The organism is Sorangium sp. KYC3313 (genome assembly GCF_052075895.1).
Classification (GTDB): Bacteria; Myxococcota_A; Polyangia; order Polyangiales; family Polyangiaceae; genus Sorangium; species Sorangium cellulosum_B.
Window position 1 is genome coordinate 4,125,062 of record NZ_CP197255.1, and the last position, 22,312, is coordinate 4,147,373.

Here is a 22,312-nt window from a genome sequence, read left to right on the forward strand (position 1 = left end):
CGCTGACACGGCTCGGCCTGGGGCGTGACAGCGGGCCGTCGATCGCGGGATAGTGCGGCGCAGCGAATGCGATTCCTCCCTGGAACCCCCCGCGCCCTGGGCCTCGCCGCGGCGCTCGCGGCCACCGCGATGGCGGGCCCGGCGGCGCCTCAGCCGGCTTCGCGGACCGCCCGGGCGCCGCGGGCCGCGGCGGAAGGCGGCAAGGCGCCCGCGGGGGCCGCGGCCGGCGCGACGCCGCTGCGCGGCAGCGTCGGCGTGCCCGTCGGCGAGCGGCTGCTCTCGTCGAGCGACCCGGCGGCGCGGCTCCGCGGCATCGAGCGCCTCGGGGCGATCGGCACCGAGGAGGCGGTGAGCGCGCTGCTCGCCGCGCTCGAGCAGCACGGCGCCCCGGGGGCGCGCGATCCCAGGGCGCGCCTCGCGGCGGTGCGGGCGCTCGCGCCGCACGCGCAGCGGGACAGCGTGCGCCAGCTCCTCGCGCGCGAGCTCTCGGAGAGCGCGCCCGCGCGCGGCGCCGCCTCGCCGCTCGGCGAGGTGCTGCGCGGCACCGCCGCCCTCGCGCTCGCGCGCACGGGCGAGCGGCGCGCCCTCGGCGTGCTCGTGAACGCGATCGTGCAGGGCGGGGCCGCGGGCGAGGCCGCCGCGCGCGCGATCAAGGCGCACCCGCCCGCGTCGCTCCAGCTCCTGCTCGGCAGCCGCAAGCGGCTCGAGCCGGCGCTCGCGAGCTTCCTCGGCGATCTCGGCGATCTCCGGGCGATCGCGGCGCTCCGGCCGATGCTCGAGGGCGGCGACAGGGCGGCGCAGGTGGCCGCGGCGCGCGCCCTCGCGCGCCTCGGCGACGAGGCGGCGCTGGCGAAGGCCCGCGCGTGGCTCCGCAAGCCAGAGCCGGGGCTCTTCGAGCCGACGGCGGAGATCCTCGTGTACCTCGGCGCGCCGGAGGCGGCGGACGCCGTGGCCGCGCTGCTCGGATCCGAGCTCGGGCGGATGGAGGGGCTCAGGCTGGCCGAGCTCGGGCCGGCGGAGCGGCTCGCGCCGGCGCTCGCGCGCGCCCTCCCGCTGCTCCCCGACGACGCGCGGCCCCGCGCGGTCGCGGCGATCGGCCGCGCGGGCGGCGCGGAGGCGGCGCGGCAGCTGCGCCGGGTCCTGAACGAGCGCCCCGAGCTCGCGACGGCGGCCGCGTTCGCGCTGGCGACGATGCCGGGGGCCGAGGCGCGGGCCGCGGTCGCGGAGCTCTTCGATGGCCCGCGCGCCGCGAAGGACGCGGACCTCCGCAGGCTCGGCCTGCGCGCCGGGGTGGTCCGCGGGCTCGTGCTGCGCGACGCGCCCGAGGCGCTCGAGAAGCGGCTGCTCGCCGCGCTCGCCGCGCCGAGCGGGTCGAGCGATCGCGCCGTCGGGGTGTTCGGCGCCGTGGCGCTCGGCCTCCGCGACGCGGTCGATGTCGTCGGCGCCTGCTCCCCGTCCTCGTGCGATCGCGCGGCGGTCCACGCGGCGGCGCGCGGCGCGCTCGCTCGGGGCGAGCGCGCCCTCGCCGCCCTCGCGCCGCTCTTCGCGGCGCTCGCCGCGCCGGGCGCCGGGTCGCCGCCCGGCGACGCGAGCGCCGCGAAGAGCGGCGACGCAGCGCCCGACGCGGCGGCGATCTCCGCCGGCGTCGCGCTGCTCGCGGAGCCCGGGGGCGGGGCGATCGCGACCTCGCGGCTCGCCGCGCTCGCGGAGGCGGGCGGACCGCTGTCGCCGCTCGCCGCCCGCGCGCTCGCGCACCGCGACGACGAGGTGGTCCGCGGCAGGATCGAGCGGCTGCTCGAGGGGGGCGATCCCGTCGTGCGCGCGCACGTCGCGCTCGGCCTCGGGAGCGACCCCATGCCCGACAGCGTCTCCCTCCTCGCCCGCGCGTACCGCTTCGAGGACGACCCCGCGGTGCGCCGCGCGATCGTCCGCGGCCTGTCCCGGCGCACCGAGGTGCAGCGCAGGCGCGTCCTCGTCGCGGCGCGGGATCTCGATCCTGACGAAGGGGTGCGCGCGCTCGCGCGGGCCGCCCTCTCCGGCGCCGACGCGCGGGCGCTCGATCGGCCCCGCTCCGCGCTGGCGACGGGCGTCGTGTGGGTGGCCATCGTCCCGAACGACCGGAGCGCGTCCGGGAGCGCTTCCTCGCGCCCGGCGCGGCTCGTCCGGCCGGATGGGCTGGCGGTCCCCGTCGTCGCCGATCCCGACGGCGTGCTCCTCGTGCCGGCGGTGCCGCCCGGCGTGAGCGCCGTCCTGCTTGCGCCGGCCGCACCCCCGGGGGACGCTGGCTCATGACGACGATGAGCAACGCGACGGACGAGGGCGCGGGCGTGGAATCACGCGCCGAATCACGCGCCGAATCGAGCGCGGAGCCCGGCGCCGCCGGGGCGCCGGCGAAGGGCGAGGCCGACCGCGCTCCGCGGAGCGGCGACGCGGGCGCCGGCGCGATGTCGTTCGAGGAGTCGACGCGCCGCCTCGCGAAGATCGTCGCGGAGCTCGAGGGCGGCGACCTGCCGCTCGAGCGCGCGCTCTCGCTCTTCGAGGAGGGCATCCGCCTCTCGCGGTCGGCGCAGGAGCGCCTCGATCGCGCGGAGAAGCGCGTCGAGGAGCTGCTCGGGCTGGACGCCGACGGGCGCTCGGTGACGCGCGAGTTCGAGAGCTGAGCGGAAGAAGGGCGACATGAGGACGGCGGCGGCGCTGATCATCGGCAACGAGCTGCTCAGCGGGAAGATCGCTGACGAGAACCTGGTCGTGCTCGCGGGCACCCTGCGCGCGCTCGGCGTCAGGCTGGAGCGGGCGGTCATGGTGCTCGACGAGCTCGAGGTGATCGCCGCCGAGGTGCGGGCGCTCGCGGCGTCGCACGACTGGGTCTTCACGAGCGGCGGCGTGGGCCCGACGCACGACGACCTGACGATCGCGGGCGTCGCGCGCGCGTTCGGCGTGCCGGTGGTCAGCGCGCCCAACATCGAGAGCCTCCTGCGCGATTACTACGGCGATCGGCTCACCGAGGGGCACCTGCTCATGGCCCGCATCCCGGAGGGCGCGCGGCTCGTGACCGGCGGCAGCGCCGCGTGGCCCGGCGTGGTGATGCGCAACGTGTGGATGCTGCCCGGCGTGCCGCAGATCTTCCGGGCGAAGCAGGCGCTCATCCAGGCGGAGCTCTCCGGCGGGGCGCCGTTCGTCTCGCTCGCGGTGTTCACGACCCTCGACGAGGGGCAGCTCAAGCCGATGCTCGACCGCGTGGTCGAGGCCCACCGCGACGTCGACATCGGCTCTTATCCGAGGTGGTCCGGCGTCGAGTACCGCACGAAGCTCACGTTCGACGGCCTCGTCGAGGCGAGGGTGCGCGCGGCGCGCGACGCCTTCGCCGAGAGCCTCCCCGCGGAGACGATCGTCCGCGTCGAGTGACGCGCGCCGCTCTCGCTCCGCTCGGCGGCGTCGGCGGCGCGGTGGCGCTCAGGTCGAGCCATCTGAGCGGCGCGCTCGATGCAGTCCGTGGCGGTGCCGTCTGTCCAGGCGATGCACCAGGTATCCATTGCCTTATCTCGACGTGTTTTCTCATGCCTTGAGGGTTTCTCCCCTCTCCGCTTCCCTGTCGCTCCAGCCCCCGCGTCGTTGCAGGCTCGTACTGCGGCCGTATAACGTTGGCCGCCATGAAACGCGGTTTCGCGGGCGCGTCGGGAGCGTCGATCACCGCTCTCGCGCTGAGCTGGGCGATGATCTCGTGCGGCGCCGCCGTCGGTTATTCCGACGACTGCGCCGAGGCCTTGAGCTGCGAGCCGCTGCCGGCCTCCCCGCTTCCGTGTGCCGGCGACCCTGCCACGGCGCCAGCGAAAGAGGAGTGCGGGGTGTTCGTCGCGAGCCACGGAGACGACGCCCGCACGGGGACGAGACAAGAGCCCGTGAGGACCTTGCAGCATGCGGCCCAGAAGGCGCTGCTCGAGGGCAAGCCGCACGTCTATGCGTGCGCCGAGGACTTCCACGAGGCGGTGCGCCTTCCGTCGGGCGTCGAGATCTGGGGAGGTCGCGCCTGCGGGCGCGAGGACTGGGCCTACCTCGGCGCGGAGCACCCGACCGTCGTCGCGCCGCCCGCCGGCCGCGTGCCGGTCCTGGTACACGCCCACGGCGCCGTCCTCTCGGACCTCTTTTCCAGCGAGCCGCGCTCGCTCCTGTTCGGCGTGCGGCTCGTGGCGGCGGACGCGACCGAGCCGGGCGGCTCGTCGATCGCGCTGGTCGTGACGGACGATGCCGACGTGGAGGTGAGGTGGAGCGAGATCCTCCCGGGCAATGGCGCGCCCGGCGCGCCCGGCGAGGACGCCCCGCTCGAGGTCGCGGAGGACGGCGCGCCTGGGAACCACGGCGCCGCGGTCTGCTCGGCGGAGCTCGTGCACGGCGCCTTGCCTACGGTGACGCTGTGCCCCGACGGCAGCACGTCGATTGGCGGTCGCGGCGGCATCGGCGAGCGCGGTTTCGGTGGCGATGGCGAGAACGGCGCGGTGATCGAGCGTGATCTCGCGATGGCTCCGCTGGCCGGCGGCCAGGGCGGGAAGGGGGTAGCCGGGACCGACGCGTGTGACGCGGGCGAGGCCGGACAGGACGGCGCAGCGGGCGCGTCGGGCGAGGGCGGCGAGCAGAAGGCCGCGCGCGCCAGCGCCGAAGGGTGGCACGGCGCCTGGGGCGAAGTGGGGACGCCTGGCACGATCGGCCGGGGCGGCGGCGGCGGCGGCGGAACGCGGGGGCGCGGTGTCTGCGCGAGCACGGAGCCCCAGGGCGGCGCGTCCGGCGGCTCGGGCGGGGGCGGCGGCTGCGGTGGTCGCGGGGGTGGCGCCGGGCAGGCGGGCGGATCGAGCATCGGCATCCTCACCGTGGGGGCGGAGGTGGTCGTCGAGCACTCGTGGATCGTTGTGGGGGCGGGGGGCGACGGCGGGTCCGGCGGACGCGGGCAGGCCGGGGGCTACGGGCGGGCGGGCGGCATCGGCGGAGCGGCCGGGATGAATGATCGGGGACAGGAGGAATATGCCTGCGAGGGCGGCCACGGAGGGCGGGGCGGCCCCGGCGGCGGCGGCGGCGGCGGGCTCGGGGGGTACTCCCTCGCCGTCGCCCGAGTGCACGGCGGCATCGATCTCAAGGCGAGCACCGTCGTTCAGCTGAACTCGGCGGGCAAGGGAGGGGCGGGTGGCGGCTCCGACCGACGGCTCGGCCGAGGAGACGATGGCCTCGCCCAGGAAATCTGGTCGTTGGAGCAGCTGATCGAGCCACCGCGGTGAACCGCGGCGTGCCCATGCCGAATCGCCGATTCACGAGGGAGAGCGATGCAACAGAGGGTGGTGGCGGGGGTGGTGGTGCTGTTGGCGGTCGCCTCTGCGGGGTGTGGAACGGCCGATCGCTGCGAGGGCGGGGTGGAGTGTGGTGGGGCAGCGCCGACGGAGGCCGACTGCCTCGAGGCGCTCGCCGCGCACAGGGCGGTCGACGGCTGCGGTGTCTTCGCCATCTCCGCATCGGTCCGGAGCGGGGATGGCACGATGGCGAGCCCGGTGACGTCGCTGGAGCGCGCGATCGAGCTCGCACGCGGCGGCCGGCGCCGCGTGTTCGCGTGCAACCGAGTCTACCGAGAGATCCTGACCATTCCCTCCGGGATCGACATCCACGGCGGGTTCGATTGCGATAGCGGCTGGCAGTACGACGCGGACTGGTCGCGGACGGTAGTCCAGGTCACGTGGACACAGGCCCCGCTGACCATCGTGCCGGACGAGGGCGAGCGCCAGGGATTCGACGACGGCGTCACGACGCTCACGGATGTGAACTTCAGACAAATCGGCCCGTTCGACACTCTCGATGGCGGCCAGACCGCGTACGGGATCGTCGTCGAGTCGAACGCGGCGGTGGAGCTGATCCGGAGCGACATCGTGGTCAGCCACGGCGCGAGAGGGCCCCACGGGAACAGCACGCGCGTCGACCAGCCGGAGCGAGCGCGCAACGGAGCGCCCGGGAACCCGGGGAACGACGCCTGCTCGGCCGGCACCGTGGCTGGCGGCGCGCCGGTCACCACGGTCTGCGACGACGGCTCCGTGTCCACGGGCGGCAAAGGGGGCGATGGCCACGCAGATCGCGGCGAGGCCGGGAGCGACGGGACGCCGCTTCCAAGCCCGAACCCTGATGGCCATGGCCTCGGAGGCAGCGGGGCGAGCGCGGAGGAGAGCGGGTGTAAGCGCGGGGAACCGGGGCAGGATGGGGATCCCGGCGCGGACGGCCGGAGCGGGCGCGGTCCGGGGCGGATGACCCTGGCGGGCTGGGTGGGTGAGAGCGGAACCGAAGGCAAGGCCGGCGCGCCCGGAACGCCCGGCGGGGGCGGGGGATCTGTCGGCGGCGCGGCCGTATGCGGCGCGTCCCCCAAAGGCGGCGCATCCGGCGGCTCCGGCGGCTCCGGCGGTTGCGGCGGCAACGCGGGCGGCGGGGGCGGCAGTGGGGGTGCCAGCATCGGCATCGTCGTCTTCGCGGGCGCCAGAGCGACGTTGCGCGAGGTCGCGATCCAACCGGGCAGCGGCGGGGACGGCGGCCGGGGTGGTCGCGGACAGAACGGCGGGTATGGCGGGCGCCGTGGAGATGGAGGGCAGCTGCAGGCAGATGGTTCTCGGGCCTGCGCGGGCGGCTCGGGTGGTCGCGGGGGTGACGGGGGGCACGGCGGCGGCGGTACGGGGGGGCCATCGATCGGCATCGCCTATGTGTCCGAGGATCAGCTCACCCTGGAAAACATCACCATCGAGCTCGGCGCGCCGGGCGAGGGCGGCTTGACTGACAAGCTGGACGGCGACAAGGGCGACGACGGCTTCGCCGTCGAAACGTACCGCTTCACACCGTGAGCCCGGCCGGCGTCGCGCCCGTCGGGCTCGTTCGGGATGGGGCAACCGGCGGATGGAAGCGGTAGTGGAGCCCATCGGGCAAGCGGATGACGACGGGTCTCCGCCGGATGACGACAGGTTCCACCTCGGATGACGAGGAACCCCCCGTCGGATGACGGCGGGTACCCGCCCCGATGACGACGTCTCCAGGGCGGATGACGATGGCTCGCCGCCCGATGCCGATGGGTTTCGTCCGGACGCTGATGGGCTCCAGCCACGTGCCGGCGGGTCCCGGCCCCGATGCCGATGTCTCCGCGCCGGACGACGATGGCTCCCGGGCGGATGACGACGACATCCACCTAAGCTGACGATGGTCCCCTCCCGGAATGACGACGCCCTATGCCGCGATGCCGACGATTGCGAGCCGCGCGCTTGCGGGGCGCATATCGTGCCTCGCGCTGTCGCCATTCACAGGCACGCTCCTTCTGGCGCTCGCAGGCGCCATGGGCCGAGACGATCCCCTCGACATCCCGCTCCCTGTGCACATAGCCTGCGCTGATGGTCAAACCTACCTCTCCTCCCGAAGAGACCATCGACAACGATCCCACGCTCGAATCCCTGGCCGAGCGGCTCGGCAAGCCGGAGCCCGGCATCATCGAGGCCTTGCTCGATGGCACGACCGAAGTCCAGCTCGTCGAGCGAGGGAGGCAGATCGCCTCCTCGCGTGTCTTGACGGACCTGCGCCGCCTGTACGCGACGGCGCACGCGTGCTGGTCGGGCGCGTCGAAGGACAAGCGGGAGAAGCTGCGCGGCTTCTCGCCGGAGCTGCTCGCGCTCGCGGTCGAGCAGGCGCTCGCGCTGGAGCGGCTGCTCGAGGCGCACGAGAGCGCGGGGCAGAAGAAGGACGCGGCGCGCGCCACGACGGACGCGGCGCTGCGGGAGCGGCACTCGCGCGCGCTGCTCCTGCGCGACCAGGCCTATGAGGTCCTTCGCGGCGTCGCCGGCTCGGGCAAGGAGGCGCGTGAAGAGCTCGCGCAGGCCGTCGGCACAGCGGAAGATCCGGGCGCTCTCGCGCGCGGGCTCACCCAGCTCGCCGCGCTCGGCAAGCGCTACCTCGCGCAGAAGAAGGGCCCCGTTGCCGTGCGCGCCAAGCTGATGCGGCTCGATCAGGACTACGTCGCGCGCCTCGAAGAGACCGCCGAGGAGCTCACCCAGGCGGCGAAGACCGCGGCCGCGCGCCCCGCAGGCCAGAAGGTCACGAGCGGCGACCTCGACCGGGCCGACGGCATCAACCTGATCCTGCTCGAGCAGATCGTGCGGGTGTTCGAGCGCGCCAACGAGCAGGATCCGACCATCCCGCGACTCGTGCCCATCGCGACGCGGCGGCTCTTCAGCCGGAGCACCAGGAAGAAGGCGACCGAGACGCCCGGCGGAGGCGGCGCGGCTGGCAGCGGCAGCGCCGGAAGTGGCAGCGCCGGCGGCGCGCCGCCGGACGAGGAGGATCCGGTCGAAGGCGATGACGCGCCGGTCTGAGCCGAGAGCGCTCTGATCGGAGCTGAGCGTCGACCGAGGGCTCAGGCTGCAACCTGGGCCCTCTTCCTTTTTGTCACGCCCTCGCCTGCGACGTTACGGGCGGACCCTCGCCGGTGGCCAGCTCGCATTCATTTCCCATGGATTTCCGTGGATCTGCGTGGCCGGCCAACATGCTCCTCGGCCGAACAATGTCCTACTGCTTTCGTGAGGACGCTTGCGCCTGAAGAACGGGCGGGCGAGCGTGCCCGGGCGAGAAAAATCGCGGGGTGGAGGCAATGAGATGAGAACGGTGCGATTGGCGACGATCGTCGCGGCGGCCCTTGCCGTTCTGACGTACGGGGCAGCGTCGTCCGGCTGCCTGTGGGATCGCGAGGACGAGCCCCTGAGCGGGAGGATCTGCGCGATACCGAACACCGGTGTTGTCGAGCACTGCGTCGATGCGAGCGAGGGCCCGGCCAGCGCGTGGAGCAAGGCCGAGGCGGACGGCGAGCTGCCGATCTTCATGTGGGCGCGGTGGTCGGGTCGCGTGAGGCCCGACGAGCTCATTGCGAGCGAGGCGGAGCTCGGGGCCTGGTTCGATACCGTCGATCGGGTCGTGTCCTATGTGCGCGACGAGAAGAAGCATGCCGAGTCGCTCCGGGCGACGCTCCACGGCGAGCTCGGCAAGCTGCTCCGGCTGATCAGGGATCGCCAGGAGGAGGCCCTCCAGGCAGAGCCGATCCATGCGGCCGACAGCTTCAAGGAGGCGATGACCGGCAAGGCGAGCGCCGAGCGGGAGCCGCTCATCGCCGCGATCGCGGCGGACAAGCAGGCGATGGCCGCCGTGCGGGGCATCCTCGATCGAGCCAGGGACGAGGGCGCGCCGCTGCAATCCAGGTACGCAGGCGCGGCGGCGCGCTTCGCCGCCTACCGCGCGACCGAGGCGGCGGAGACGGCGGCGTACGCGGCGCTCTCGGCGCAGGCGTCGCGATCGGCGATCGACGAGCTCGACGGTGTGGAGCAGGCGGTGCTCGCGGCGGCGCGCGAGGCGAGCCGCGCGCCGGGCGAGCTCGCCGCGGAGGTGATGACGCTGTCGGCGGAGCTCCAGGCGTTCGCTGTCTCGTCGGAGGAGGCGCTCGCGCCGCACAGGGAGTTCCGTGCGACGCACGGCGCGGTGGTGCCGGACATGACGTCGGGGGCGCTGCGGTCGCTGAATGCGATGCTCGGGTATGTGCAGCGGCGGGTCGCCCGGAGCGACGCGACGGCGACGGCGCTGCTCGGCGGGATCGCGCTGCGCCGGCAGGCGCTCGTCGCACTCCAGGGGGACGAGGGCGTGCGCGAGGCGAGCGCGCGGGCACGGAGCCGCAAGGCGTCCGAGGTGTTCGGCGAGGGAGCGCGCGCGCGGGTCGCGGCGCTCTCCGCGGCGCCGCCGATGAGCGAGAAGGTCGGACTACCGCTCCTGGCCGAGCGGTGCGGGGAGCTCGTGGCGCTGGTGCAGATGCGGCCGCTCTGCGAGGCGGCGTCGTCCTCGTGGCGAGAGGCGGGGTGCGCGGCGCTCCGAGGGCGGTTCGACGCCGCGGAGGCCGAGCTCAGGACGGGCTTGCCGCAGAAGATCGCGGCGGGCCTCGCGGCGCTGCGGGAGAAGGGGATGGGCGCGGCGGAGCTCGACGCAGCGCAGGCGAGGCTCGACGCGGGTGACGTGAAGGGCGCCGCGATCGCGTATGACGCCGCTGTGCGCGGCGCGGAGGGGACATGAGGAGCTCGAAGGACGTCGCGCTGCGCGGCCGGAGCTCCGTGGTGGTCCAGAAGCTCGTCGCGCTTGTCACGGCGCTGGCGGTGCTGGCGGTGCTGGCGCCGTCGTTCGCGTGGGCCGGCACGCCGTACACCATCCTCTGGAGCAGCCGCCAGGACGTCGACTCGTGCGCGAGCGGCGAGCTGGAGACCGAGGGCGACGCCATCTTCGAGGTGAACCAGACGCCCCTGCCCACCTACGGGATCCCGGGCGCGCTGCAGGTCGAAGGCGACGGCTCGCTGAGCAACACGCTCGAGGCGGGGTTCGACTCGGTGCTGCTCCGCACGGGTACCAACGCGTTCTACTTCGGAGTCCACACCGCGAACGGCAGCGATTGGTGTACCCACGCGCACGACGTGGTGCACCTCGTCTCCGAGCCGCTCGGGCTCAACAAACCGCTCTTCGACATCCGCCGCGATGGGACCGGCTTCGAGGGCAGCACCGTGGCCGACCTGGGCCTCGCGGAGATCAACCCCGCGCTCGCGCGCGACATCGCGGAGCTGGAGGTCGCGCTCGGCAAGCTGATGGAGGCGATCCTCCGGAACGCCGCCAGGGTCGCGGACCTTAGGGCACGGATGGACCTGCTGCGGCAGCTCGACACCGAGCTGCACGACCTGGTGAGCCGGCCGCTCGACGAGATCTCGCGGACCGACCTCGACGCGATCCTCGACCGGTACGAGGACGTGGTCGACCCGGCGACGCGGGCGGCGATGGAGCAGCTCGTCGACGACCTGAAGAAGAGCGTCAGCGACCTGGAGGGCGAGCTCGCGCGGCTGATGGACGAGTTCGGCGCGCAGGCGGACGAGGTGGCGGACCTCGCGACACAGGATGCGCGCGCTGAGGGATGGAACCCGGACGATCCGTGGGCGTACGCGCTCGGGGAGAGCGAGGTGCCGTGGGTCGAGGTGCCGGCCATCGCGGAGGTGGAGGGAGCGTTCGACGAGGGGAGAGACCCCTACGCGGCGTATGCGGACGGCGTGATCGCGGCGCTGGAGAAGGACGTGAGCGGCGACGTGGTGGTCGCGCGGGCGGACTTCGTGGCGAACGTGCGGGCGTGGCGGGCGAACAGCGCGGCGCTGGAGATCGCGCTGCGCGACCGGATGGGGGTGTCGCTTGCGGAGACGAACGCGTTCCTGAAGGCGCAGAACCGGATCACCGGGTTCGTGCGGAAGTTCATGGATGCGTCGGACTGGTTCATCGACACGCCCATCCCGGCCGACCTGCGGGCGCAGGTGGACACGGTACTGAAGCCGCGGTTCGATGCACTGGCGGACCAGATGAAGGACAGCCTGAACCAGTGGACGGGGGACGGGCTCGACCTGGAGCAGACGCAGCTCTACCAAACGATCAGCGCCTTCGCGGGGGCGATGTCGACGGTGGGCGAGGGGTTCGAGGCATACGCGGAGGTGATGCAGACGCTGGTGCACGCGACGACGCGCATCGGGGTGGGGTTCGTGCCGGTGGTGGGGCCGGCGCTCGACCTGTGCGAGGCCGTGACGGGTAAGGCGTGGTGCCTGCCGTCGGGGCAGGAGCTCAGCGACGAGGAGCGGATCTTCTCGGGGATGGGGTTCGGGCTCGGCGCGGTCGGGCCGATGTGGCGCGCGGTCAAGACCAGCAGCGGGCTGCGGCCGGCGGCGATCCGGGTGGCCGGGGAGATTGCCGAGATCGAGGAGGTGTTCGCCAAGATCGTGAAGACGAACCGCGTCCGGGGGTACAAGAACCTCACCGGGGCGATCACGAAGTTCGAGGTGAACATCTTCGAGAAGAAGGCGGCGAAGTTCCTGGTGGACGACGGCCGATCGCTCGTCGGAGTCGGCGACGACGGCGTGCGCACGGTAGTCGGCATTCCGAAGACCTCGCGCCCCAAATCCAAGGAAGCGATGGCTCCCGACTTCGTGTCGATATCCCGGGGGCACAAGCTGATCATCAGCGAGGCAAAAGGCGGAAAGATCTATGTTGACGACGTGCGCAACCAGCTGTCAAACGCGATGAAGGCCCTGAAGAAGAAGAGGCTCGATGGAGACGTGGAGCGGGTCGAGCTCATCATGGAGCAGGGGGCGGAGTTCGAACCGAAAAAGTACACGGTCAAGGATGGCTACCTGTTCGATTCGGACGAGGGAAAGACCGTGCCCCTGATAGACTTCGACAAGTTCATCATGGTGATCCGTCTATGAGCGAATCAGGCCCCCACTTTTTTGCGTGGTGTGACGAGGTAGAACGGCTCGATGCGTTCGCCGCGGCGCTATCGGCCCTCGTCATCCCGGGGGATCTCATCGGCCTGATGATGAGCGCGAGCATATCGTGCGAGACGCATTCGGTCGACGAGGTTCTCGCCATGGTCCGCGCCCACTTCGGAGGTTTGAAGAGCGCTCACATACTGTCCGGCGTGAATCTGCGCGATTCCGAGCGCGACATCTGTGCCGGCATCGCGTGCTACCCCGAAGAGAGCGAACGTCGCTCTCCAAGCGGCCCTCTCAAGCTGCGAATGTGCGAGAAGCGGGATTTCTTCCCGTTCGAGATCGCCGTGGGCAGTTACAGCCCACGCTTCGTGGAGGCCGAGGCCGCGGTCGCCTGCCACATGGTCCAGGGCGACATCGAGGATCTCCTGCTCCGCCTGTGTGCGTCGGACACGAGCGGGCGCGTGCCGACCGGCGCCTGCACGGACAAGGAGGACTGGATCGCTCCGGTCGAGATGTGCGCGACCTACAACGCGAACGCCGCGGAGCTCGCGCGCGACCTCGCCCTCTCGTGGGTGAGCCTCCACCATAAGGAGAGCGTCTCACGCATAGCGGGCATGTCGCTGGAGGCGCTGCACGCGCGCGTCGACGCCGCGCCGTGCGGCGCGCGCGTGCCGATGAAAGGGGGCAGCGAGCTCACGCGTTCCCTTTCGCGAGAGACCGTGCTCAAGGCGTTAGCGACACCGCCGGCTGCGCTGCTCGAAGCGCTCGAGGCCGCGGCGGTGCCCGACGAGGCGTGGCGCGCGGCCGAGCCACAGGCGCGCGAGATCATGGAGCTGCTCCGCCAGCTCGGGGAGGCGGCCGAGGGAGAGGGTCCGCCTGCCTTCCGGGCAAAGGTCACGTCGCGCGGGCACACCCGTTTCCTCGAAGAGCACGCGCCCTTCCACGTCCGCCGCCTCCCGAACGGCGGCGTGATGCTAGCGACCCACCCCTACCGCACGCTGTGGCCGCTCTGGTCCGACGCGCTCTTCGTGCTCGGCCTGATGTCCTGACAGTGGCCGCGAATGCTCTCGGTCCTTCGGGCGTCGCACCCAGGCGCGCATCTGCTGGACGGCGCACCCCTCCCTGAGCGCGCGGAGCGCGCGATTAGGGAGGGGCGGACCGCGCGCAGGCGCGGAGCGCCGAGCACGGGTCGGGGGTGGGCATCCGCTCTTTCGGAGCCGTCCGCCGCCGTTTCAGAACCTTCATCATCGACGATCAACACCGAGGGGTGGAACCCGGACGATCCGTGGGCGTATGCGCTCGGGGAGAGCGAGGTGCCGTGGGTCGAGGTGCCGGACATCGCGGAGGTGGAGGGAGCGTTCGACGAGGGGAGAGACCCGTATGCGGCGTATGCGGACGGCGTGATCGCGGCGCTGGAGAAGGACGTGAGCGGCGACGTGGTGGTCGCGCGGGCGGACTTCGTGGCGAACGTGCGAGCGTGGCGGGCGAACAGCGCTGCGCTGGAGATCGCGCTGCGCGACCGGATGGGGGTGTCGCTGGCGGAGACGAACGCGTTCCTGAAGGCGCAGAACCGGATCACGGCGGTCGTGCGGCGGTACATGGATGCGTCGGACTGGTTCATCGACACGCCCATCCCGCCGGACCTGCGGGCGCAGGTGGACACGGTGCTGAAGCCGCGGTTCGACGCGCTCGCGGACCAGATGAAGGACAGCCTGAACCAGTGGACGGGGGACGGGCTCGATCTGGAGCAGACGCAGCTCTACCAGACGATCAGCGCGTTCGCGGGGGCGATGTCGACCGTCGCCGAGGGGTTCGGGGCGTACGCGGAGGTGATGCAGACGCTCGTGCACGCGACGACGCGCATCGGGGTGGGGTTCGTGCCGGTGGTGGGGCCGGCGCTCGACCTGTGCGAGGCCGTGACGGGCAAGGCGTGGTGCTTGCCGTCGGGGGAGGAGCTCAGCGACGAGGAGCGGATCTTCTCGGGGGTGGGCTTCGGGCTCGCGGCGATCGGGCCGATGTGGCGGGTGATCAAGACTGCCAGCGGGCTGCGGCCGGCCGCGATCCGGGTGGCCGGGGAGATCGCCGAGATCGAGGAGTTTTTCGCCAAGATCGTGAAGACGAATCGCGTCCGGGGGTACAAGAACCTCACCGGGGCGATGACGACCAAGCCGGTAAACATCTTCGAGAAGAAGGCGGCCAAATTTCTAGTGGACGACGGCCGGTCGCTCGTTGGGGTCGGCGACGACGGCGTGCGCACGGTGCTCGGCATTCCGAAGGAGTCACCGACCGGCACCATCGAGGGGAAGGCTCCCGACTTCCTCTCGGTGTCCAGCGGGCACAAGCTCATCCTGAGCGAGGCAAAAGGCGGAACGATCGACGTCTTCGAGGTGCGCAATCAGCTCACGAACGCGATGGAGGCGGTGAAAAAGAAGGGGCTCGCTGGAGACGTGCAGCGGGTCGAGCTCATCATGGAGCAGGGGGCGGAGTTCAAGCCGGATAAGTTCATCGTGAAGGACGGCTACCTGTTCGACACGGACAAGGGGAAAACCGTAACCCTGAAAGGCTTCGACACATTCATCATGGTGATCCGGCTATGAGCGAATCAAGACCTCACTTCTTCGCCTGGTGTGACGAGCCAGAACGTATCGATGCATTCGCGGCGGCGCTATATGCGCTGGTGATTCCAGGGGATCTCATGAGCGTGGACCTGAGCACCGATATTTGGTGCAAGACGTCCTCCATGGACGAAGCGCTCGCGATGGTCCGCGCTCACTTCGGAGGAAGGAACAGCGCTCACGTATCGTCCGGCGTGATGCTGAGCGATTCTGAGCGCGTCATGGTGTTCAGCGCCGCGTGCTACCCTGAAGAAAGCGAACGTCGTCGTCCCTTCGGCCCGCTCAGCATGGCGGCGGGTGAACGCAAGTGGGATTTCTACCCGTACGAGATCGCCGTGGGCAGCTACAGCCCGCGCTTCGTGGAGGCCGAGGCGGCGGTCGCCTACCACATGGTTCAGGACGACGTCGAGGACCTCCTGCTCCGCCTCTGCGCGCCGGACGCGAGCGGGCGCGTGCCGACCGGCGCCTGCACGGGCGAGGAGGACTGGATCGCCCCGGTCGAGATGTGCGCGACCTACAACGCGAACGCCACGGAGCTCGCGCGCGATCTCGCCCTCTCGTGGGTGAGCCTCCATGACAAGGAGAGCGTCTCACGCATCGCGGGCATGTCGCTGGAGGCGCTCTGCGCGCGCGTCGACGCGGCGCCGCGCGGCGCGCGCGTGCCCATGAAGGGCACGCGCGAGCTCACGCGTTCGATCTCGCGCGAGACCGTGCTCAAGGCGCTCGCAACGCCGCCGGCAACGCTGCTCGAGGCGCTCGAGGCCGCGGCAGTGCCCGACGACGCGTGGCGCGCGGCCGAGCCAAAGGCGCACGAGATCATGGATCTGCTCCGTCAGCTCGGGGACGCTCCCGAGGGCGAGGGCCCGCCTGCATTTCGGGCAGACATCACGACGCGCGGGCACACGCGCTTCCTCGAAGAGCACGCGCCCTTCCACGTCCGCCGCCTCCCGAGCGGCGGCGTGGTGCTGGCCACCCACCCCTACCGCACGCTCTGGCCGCTCTGGTCCGACGCGCTCTTCGTGCTCGGCCTGATGTCCTGACGCGCATCGGGACTGGCCAGACTCGCAACTGCCTGGCGGCCGCCACCCTCCGCCGCCGCTCCGCCGCCTCGCCGGCGCGCGCGCCCCCGCGGCGCCCCGGGTCGGCAGGCCGGCCCGCCGCGTGCTTGTCGCCCGCGCATGAGCCCGTGGAAGCGCGCCGCCCTGCTGTCCGATCACCTCCCCGAGACGTGCACCGACGACCCCTCGGCGCTGGCCGCCTTCGTCGGTCCGCGAGAGCGAGCGCTCGAGGAGGGGATCTGGTCGCTGGGCGACGCCGACCTGCTCGCGATCGTGCTCGGCACAGGGCTGGTCGGCACCCCCGTGACGCTCGTCTCCGCCGCGCTCCTCTCGCGCTTCGCCGGGCTGGAGGGGCTGGCGCGGCTCGGCCCGCACGCGCTCGCCGAGCACCCCGGCCTCGGGCTCGCGAAGGCGCTCCGGATCGCCGCGTCGCTCGAGCTCGGGCGGCGCGCCTTCGAGCGCGCGGTGCGCCCGCGGCCTCCGGTGCGCACCTCGGCCTCGATCGCGGCGTGGTGCGCGGCGCAGCTCGGCCCGCTCGATCACGAGCAGATGTGGGTGATCTCGCTCGACGGCCGCAACGGGATGAGGGGAGCGCGCAGGGTCTCGCAGGGCGGGCTCCACGGGTGCTCCGTCACGGCCAGGGACATCCTGCGCGCCGCGCTCTCGGACGCGGCCTCGGCGCTCGTCTTGGTGCACAACCACCCGAGCGGCGACTCGGCGCCGTCGCCCGAGGACGTGGCCATGACCAACGCGGTCGCCGCCGCCGGCGAGGTGATCGGCGTGCCGCTCGTCGACCACGTCATCCTCGCGCCGGACGGGCACTACTCCTCGCTGCTCGATCTCGGGATGATCGCGCCCGGCGACGCGCCGCGCGCCGCCGCCCCGCCGAGCCGAGGCTAGGCGCGCTGGCCGACCAGGAGGCCGTGCCGCTCTCCGCCGGGCGCCCCGCCGGTGCCTGGCACGCTCGCGAACCGCAGCGTCGCGCCGCCCCAGTCGACCGAGGGGCTCCCCTTCAGCAGCGAGGTATAGAGCGCGCTCGCCTGCGTCATCGGGCAGCCGATCGCCTCGCGCACGAGCGTGAGCGACGCGCCCGTCGCGTAGCTGACCGGCGCCTGCCGGCCGTCCTCGCCGATCACCGTGACCTTGAAGACGTCGTCCTCGGCGCGCGCGGCGCGGTCCGGATCGGTCAGCGCGAGGTGCAGCGCCTCGATCGTCCCGCTCCCGGGGCCATTGTTCGGGGAGTCGAGGGTCACGTGGAGCTCGAGGAGCGGCGCCGTGTAGCGGACGATCTGCCGCGCCGCCGCGCCCTCTGCCGTCGCGGGCGCCGCGCGCGCCTCGCGGCGCCTGAGCTGCGCCTCCATGACGAGCGCCGACCGCGCGAGCTCCCGCTCCGTCTTGCCGAGCAGCCGGCGCGCGCGCATCTCGGCGAGCGCGCGCTGCAGCACCTCGCGGTTCCTCGCCGCCTGCTCGTGACTCCGCTCGCGCGCGAGCAGCGCCTCGAGCTCGCCCAGGGCTCGCTCGTGCTCCCCGATCGACGCGAGCGCGTCCGCGAGCGTGAGCCGGGCGTCGGCGAACGAGGGCGCGCGCCTCACCGCCTCGCGGTAGGCCGCGATGGCCGGCGCGATCTCCCGCCGCGCCTCGTGCGCGAGCCCGAGCGCGAAGGCCGCCCGCGCGTCCTCCGGCGCCGCGTCGCACGCGCGCGCGAGCCAGCGCGCCGCCTCGTCGTAGAGCCGCAGATCGTACAGCACCACCCCGAGCTCGCGCTGCGCCCGCGGATCGGGCGGCTCGATCGCCGCGCCCCGCCGGAGCTCCGCGGCCGCCTCGTCGAGCCGGCCGAGGCGGACCAGGGCGCGGGCGTAGGCGAGGCGCGCCTCGATCAGCTCCTCCCCTCCGCCGAGCTCCACCCCGCGCGCGAGCGCCCTCGCCGCGTCCGCCCAGCGCTCTTCCGCCGCGTACGCGGCCCCGAGCGCGAGCCACGCCCCCGCGTCGTCCGGCGCGCCCGCGACGTGCCCCTCGAGCTCGGCGATCCCGCCCGCCATGTCTCCGCGGCCCAGCAGATCGAGCGCGCGCGCTCGCCGCGCTCCGGACGACGTCATCGCGGCAGCGTACGCCGGCGCGGCGGCGCGGGTCGAGCGCCCGAGCGGGCGGGGCCTCACCCGCGGCGAGGCCTCACCCGCGTCTTCGGCGTCAGTAGCCCTGCGGGAGATCGCCCGCGAGGCACGAGACGGTGTTCGGCGCCCCGCGCGACGACCACTTGGCGCCGGTCGGCACCTCGCCGTCGAAGCGCACGCCCTCGCGTGGATCCCACGACGGCGTCTCGCCCGGGCGCAGGGAGTGCGTCCCGCTCTGGTAGAACGCGATGATGTACGTATGCCCCGCGACGCGGCAGCCGAGCCGCCTCGCGAGCGCCTGCGCGAAGGACCGGCCGGTGTGGCCGAAGGCGCTGCAGCAGCGGAGCCACACGAGGGCGTCCGGCCCCGCGAGCTCGGCCCTCACGGCGTCGAGCGCCTCATCGAGCGGCGAGCCGGGTCGGAGCGCGGCTTCGTCGAGCCGCGTCGCGCCCATGCGCATGTACCCCCAGCCGCCGTGCCCCCAGGCCTGCAGCGACGCGATCTTCCGGCCGCGCTCCCGCGCCGCGCGCGCCGCCCAGCCGAGCGCCTCGGCCCAGCTCGTGGCGGACTGCCATGCGTCGGCCGCGCCCGTCATGCGGTGCAGCAGCGCGCCGGCGCGCCAGATCGGCGTGAGTCCGATCGTCGCGCCCACGGCCTCGCCCAGGACCTCGAGGTCCCCGGTCTCGGCGGAACCGGCGGAGTCGACCGCTGCTGGGTGCGCGCGCGCCGCCGCGCCATCGCGCCGCCTCGCGCCGTTCGCCCGCCGCGCGCTACCCCACCCGACGTCGGTGTTATCGAAGAGAACGAGCCGCATTCAACCCCCCATTCTACGCGCTCCGAATGTACCGCCGCTCGCAACCGCGGCCACGCGGTCGATTCCCCACCCGCCCCCCGAGCGTCTCCCGACGCCGCACGCGGCGCGTCGCACGCGCCGCACGCGCCGTACGCCGGAGGCACGCCCCGGGCGCGGCGAGGGCGCGATGGATGGGAGGAGGTCGTCCGTCGACGTCCTCCACCGTCTAGTTCGCGGTGGGCGCAATCGGTAGTGATTTCCTCCCGCGCCCTCGGCTAGCCTGCCCGAACCGATGGGCCTGTCCGAAAACATCAGGTTTTATGCGGCGACCGACGTCGGCCGCATGCGGGACCACAACGAGGACAACTACCTCGTCGACAAGAAGCTCGCGCTCTTCGTGGTCGCCGACGGGATGGGCGGACACGCCGCAGGCGAGGTCGCGAGCGCCCTCGCCGTCCGCATCATCCACGAGGAGCTGAAGAAGGAGCGGGACCTCATCGAGAACCAGGCGCGCAGCAACGTGCGGCGCGCCGCGATGAAGGAGGTCCTCAGCCTGCTCGAGCACGCCGTCCAGCGCGCGTGCGCCCGGATCCACGAGGAGGCGAAGGCCGACACGACGAAGCGCGGCATGGGCACGACGCTCTCCGCGCTCCTCATCGCCGGCTCGCACGGCTACATCGCGCACGTCGGCGACAGCCGCATCTACCTCCTCCGCGAGGGCCGCATCCAGCAGGTCACCGAGGACCACACCGTCTACAACGAGCTCATCAAGCGCGGGAAGCTCACGCGCGATCAGATCGAGAAGGTCGCGCAGAAGAACGCGATCACGCGCGCCGTCGGCGTGTACGAGCGCGTCGAGGTCGACACGCTCACGATCGAGGTGCTCCCGGGCGACCAGTTCCTCCTCGCGTCGGACGGGCTCCACGGGTACATCGCGCACACCGCGGAGCTCGAGCCGTTCTTCGAGGAGGAGAACGGCGAGGTCGCCGCGAACGGCCTCATCGATCTCGCGAACAGGAAGGGCGGCAAGGACAACATCACCGCGATCCTCGTCCGGCTCGGCCAGGGCGACCACCGCGACAGCGTCCGCGCCCGGCTGCTCGCGCTGAAGCGCGACGTGCTCGCGAAGATGCCGCTCTTCGCGCGCCTGCAGGAGCGCGAGATGCTCCGGGTCATGCAGGTCGCCGAGGTGCTCTCGTTCGAGCCCGGCCAGATCGTGGTGCGCGAGGGCGATCGCGGCGACGAGCTCTTCATCGTGCTCTCGGGCCTCGTCCGGATCATCCGCGGCGAATCGGTGCTGAGCGAGGTCGGCCCGGGCGAGCACTTCGGCGAGATGGCCCTCATCCGCAGCATGCCGCGCTCGGCCACCGTCTCGGCCGTGGAGCAGAGCGAGCTCATCGCCGTCCGGCGCGCCGATTTCTTCGAGATCCTCCGCAAGGAGCACGAGCTCGCCGTGAAGCTGCTCTGGCAGTTCCTGGGGGTGCTCGCCGACCGGCTCGACCAGACGTCGCGCGACTTGAGCACCGCCCGCGAGGAGCTCGCCGCGGAGGACATCACGAGCGAGATCTTCCCCGACAGCGAGGAGGGGAAGAGCCCGTTCGCCCCCGAGGAGCGCTCCTCGGCGCGCTGAACGGCGCCCCCGCGGCCGCGCCCCCCGCGGCCGCGCCCCCGCGGCCGCGGCCGCGCGGAACGGAGCGAAACGGAGCGGAACGGAGCGGGATTGCTGCGGCGTGAGCGGCGGGGAGGGGCCGCGCGAGCCGGGCGAGCGATTCGCGGATTGACACCCTCCTACCCCGGCCGGTAGCGTCCGTCCGACGGATAACCATGAGCATGCACGGCAGAAGGTACTGCGAAGGCCATCTCGCTCGCGTCGCCATCAACGTGGCTGGGGGCTCGGCGTTCGCGTCGCTCGCGGCCCTAGCGGCGGCTCTCCTCGCGGCGTCCCCCGCGGCCGCCGACGAGCCGCGGAGCGCCACCGAGCCGCGGCTCATGATGGAGACCGGCGAGATCACGAGCGTCGTCGACGCCTTCGACGACGGCGACACCTTTGATTTGAACTTCAGCTTCGGCTTCGAGTACGCGTCGAAGAGCGCGAAGATCCGGCGCGAGACGAGCATCGCAGGGCCGGGGCTGTCGTCGGGCGGCTACACGTCGAACCTGCTCAACGTGGCGACCTACAACGAGGCGACGTCGAAGCTCAACTTGCGCCTCGACGTCGGCCTCTACCGGGACCTGGCGCTCTACCTCAGGATGCCGCTCATCCTGAACCACGCGCGCGAGCTCACCGATCTCAACGGCAGCGCCGGGGCGGAGGCGCAGGCCGTCGCGCTCGCGGGGGCCCCCGGGGAGCAGCTGTTCCAGATGCCCTTCACGTCGCCGAACCGGAGCGGCATCGAGTACCTCGCCGTCGGCCTCGACGTGAACATCATGAACCAGGCGCGCGACCGGACGAAGCCGACCTGGCTGTTCGGGATCGAGGGGCGCTTCCCCGTGAGCGAGCCGATGCACGCCTGCACCGAGTCGCCGAAGAGCGGCCAGGTGAAGTGCGCCGATCCGACGGACGTCAACCGGAACAACAGCAGCGACAGCGAGTTCGATGGGCAGAGCGTCGCCCAGCGCGACCCCGGCGTGTCGCGCGGCACCATCGGCCTCGAGGTCCACACGTACCTGTCGAAGCGGATCAAGTACGTCGAGCCGTACGGCGGGTTCAAGGCGCTGTTCGAGTTCCAGCAGGAGTCGAGCGACTACGGCCTCACCGACCTGAAGACGTCGCTGGTGAACCACCCGCCGCTCGTCGGCAGCGTGATGCTCGGCGTGCTGATCGTCCCCTGGGAGAACCGCGAGAAGTACACCGGGCTCACGCTCGATCTGCGCTTCACCGGCGAGTACCACTCCGAGGGGCGCGACTACTCGGAGCTGTTCGACGCGCTGGGCTCGAGCGACGCGGGCTCGCTGCGCCAGCCGCAGTGGGCGGCGTTCCGCGACAACGACGCGTACGACCCCGACATGTGCAGGACGGGCGATGCGAGGGCCTGCTCGCCGTCGATCGTCGACGTGGGCTCGCAGCGCACGTACTTCACGGGGCTCAGCGACGTCCAGCCGTACGGCTCGTACCGCGCCTCGGCGAGCGTGACGTGGCGGGCGGCCGAGCTCGTGAAGTTCCAGATCGGCGCGGGCTTCCGCCACGACGGGGGGCACGGCATCGGCGGCGACCAGCCGTGCAACTCCCAGTTCAAGGACAGCCTCGGGGCTGCAGGGCCTTGCCGCCGCCAGGACGCGGACGGGCGCCTCACCGTCACCGGCAGCCCGAACCCCAACTACCGCCCGACCATCAACGCGGTCGGCCGCCGCTTCTACGTCAACGACAGCAACACGTTCGACCTCTTCGCGAGCGGCACGTTCATGTTCTGATCGA

The 22,312-nt window shown here is 72.5% G+C and carries 16 protein-coding genes; 14 read left to right on the plus strand and 2 right to left on the minus strand.

From position 1 onward, the window contains the following. The first annotated feature begins 66 nt into the window (after nt 1-66). The 12 genes from ACSRUE_RS16050 (at nt 67) to radC (ending at nt 16,893) form a co-directional block, all read left to right on the plus strand. Nucleotides 67-2,292, plus strand: coding sequence for a HEAT repeat domain-containing protein (locus ACSRUE_RS16050; protein ID WP_441291756.1), 2,226 nt, complete (start codon nt 67-69; stop codon nt 2,290-2,292). Next, nucleotides 2,289-2,660, plus strand: a complete 372-nt coding sequence (xseB, locus tag ACSRUE_RS16055; protein WP_441291757.1) for an exodeoxyribonuclease VII small subunit — start codon at nt 2,289-2,291, stop codon at nt 2,658-2,660. The genes ACSRUE_RS16050 and xseB overlap by 4 nt, the downstream gene beginning before the upstream one ends. 16 nt (nt 2,661-2,676) lie before the next feature. After that, nucleotides 2,677-3,405, plus strand: coding sequence for a competence/damage-inducible protein A (locus tag ACSRUE_RS16060; RefSeq protein WP_437294310.1), 729 nt, complete (start codon nt 2,677-2,679; stop codon nt 3,403-3,405). Between the two features lie 245 nt (nt 3,406-3,650). Then, nucleotides 3,651-5,264, plus strand: a complete 1,614-nt coding sequence (locus tag ACSRUE_RS16065) for a hypothetical protein (protein WP_441291758.1) — start codon at nt 3,651-3,653, stop codon at nt 5,262-5,264. A gap of 45 nt (nt 5,265-5,309) precedes the next feature. Then, nucleotides 5,310-6,857, plus strand: coding sequence for a hypothetical protein (locus tag ACSRUE_RS16070; RefSeq protein WP_441291759.1), 1,548 nt, complete (start codon nt 5,310-5,312; stop codon nt 6,855-6,857). Nucleotides 6,858-7,394: 537 nt separating this feature from the next. After that, the gene (locus ACSRUE_RS16075) at nt 7,395-8,369 is read left to right on the plus strand and encodes a hypothetical protein (protein ID WP_441291760.1); all 975 of its coding nucleotides are present in this window, start codon (nt 7,395-7,397) and stop codon (nt 8,367-8,369) included. A gap of 280 nt (nt 8,370-8,649) precedes the next feature. Next, the gene (locus tag ACSRUE_RS16080; protein WP_441291761.1) at nt 8,650-10,104 is read left to right on the plus strand and encodes a hypothetical protein; all 1,455 of its coding nucleotides are present in this window, start codon (nt 8,650-8,652) and stop codon (nt 10,102-10,104) included. After that, nucleotides 10,101-12,314 (plus strand): hypothetical protein, encoded by a 2,214-nt coding sequence (locus ACSRUE_RS16085; protein ID WP_441291762.1) that lies wholly within the window; start codon nt 10,101-10,103, stop codon nt 12,312-12,314. The genes ACSRUE_RS16080 and ACSRUE_RS16085 overlap by 4 nt, the downstream gene beginning before the upstream one ends. A gap of 311 nt (nt 12,315-12,625) precedes the next feature. After that, on the plus strand, nt 12,626-13,369 hold the full coding sequence (locus ACSRUE_RS16090; RefSeq protein WP_441291763.1) for a hypothetical protein: 744 nt from the start codon (nt 12,626-12,628) through the stop codon (nt 13,367-13,369). 264 nt (nt 13,370-13,633) lie between these two features. After that, nucleotides 13,634-14,917: a hypothetical protein gene (locus ACSRUE_RS16095; RefSeq protein ID WP_441291764.1), complete on the plus strand. Its 1,284-nt coding sequence runs from the start codon at nt 13,634-13,636 to the stop codon at nt 14,915-14,917. Further along, nucleotides 14,914-15,975, plus strand: a complete 1,062-nt coding sequence (locus ACSRUE_RS16100; RefSeq protein WP_441291765.1) for a hypothetical protein — start codon at nt 14,914-14,916, stop codon at nt 15,973-15,975. Before ACSRUE_RS16095 ends, ACSRUE_RS16100 begins: the two co-directional genes overlap by 4 nt. 138 nt (nt 15,976-16,113) lie before the next feature. After that, nucleotides 16,114-16,893 (plus strand): RadC family protein, encoded by a 780-nt coding sequence (radC, locus tag ACSRUE_RS16105; protein ID WP_441291766.1) that lies wholly within the window; start codon nt 16,114-16,116, stop codon nt 16,891-16,893. On the opposite strand, the gene ACSRUE_RS16110 is transcribed toward radC, so the two are convergent. Further along, nucleotides 16,890-18,089 carry a tetratricopeptide repeat protein gene (locus ACSRUE_RS16110; RefSeq protein ID WP_441291767.1) on the minus strand — a complete coding sequence of 400 codons (1,200 nt, stop codon included), beginning with the start codon at nt 18,087-18,089 and terminating at the stop codon, nt 16,890-16,892. The two genes, radC and ACSRUE_RS16110, sit on opposite strands and share 4 nt — an antisense overlap. A gap of 91 nt (nt 18,090-18,180) precedes the next feature. Next, nucleotides 18,181-18,918 carry a hypothetical protein gene (locus ACSRUE_RS16115; protein ID WP_441291768.1) on the minus strand — a complete coding sequence of 246 codons (738 nt, stop codon included), beginning with the start codon at nt 18,916-18,918 and terminating at the stop codon, nt 18,181-18,183. A 271-nt stretch (nt 18,919-19,189) separates the two neighbouring features. Here ACSRUE_RS16115 and ACSRUE_RS16120 point away from each other — a divergent pair, with 271 nt between their 5' ends. Together ACSRUE_RS16120 and ACSRUE_RS16125 are read left to right on the plus strand one after the other, a co-directional pair. Next, entirely contained in the window at nt 19,190-20,527 is a 1,338-nt protein-coding gene (locus ACSRUE_RS16120; protein ID WP_441291769.1) for a Stp1/IreP family PP2C-type Ser/Thr phosphatase, read from the plus strand. 200 nt (nt 20,528-20,727) lie between these two features. Beyond that, a complete protein-coding gene (locus ACSRUE_RS16125; RefSeq protein WP_441291770.1) occupies nt 20,728-22,308 on the plus strand; it encodes a hypothetical protein in 1,581 nt (526 codons plus the stop codon). The last annotated feature ends 4 nt before the right edge of the window (nt 22,309-22,312 follow it).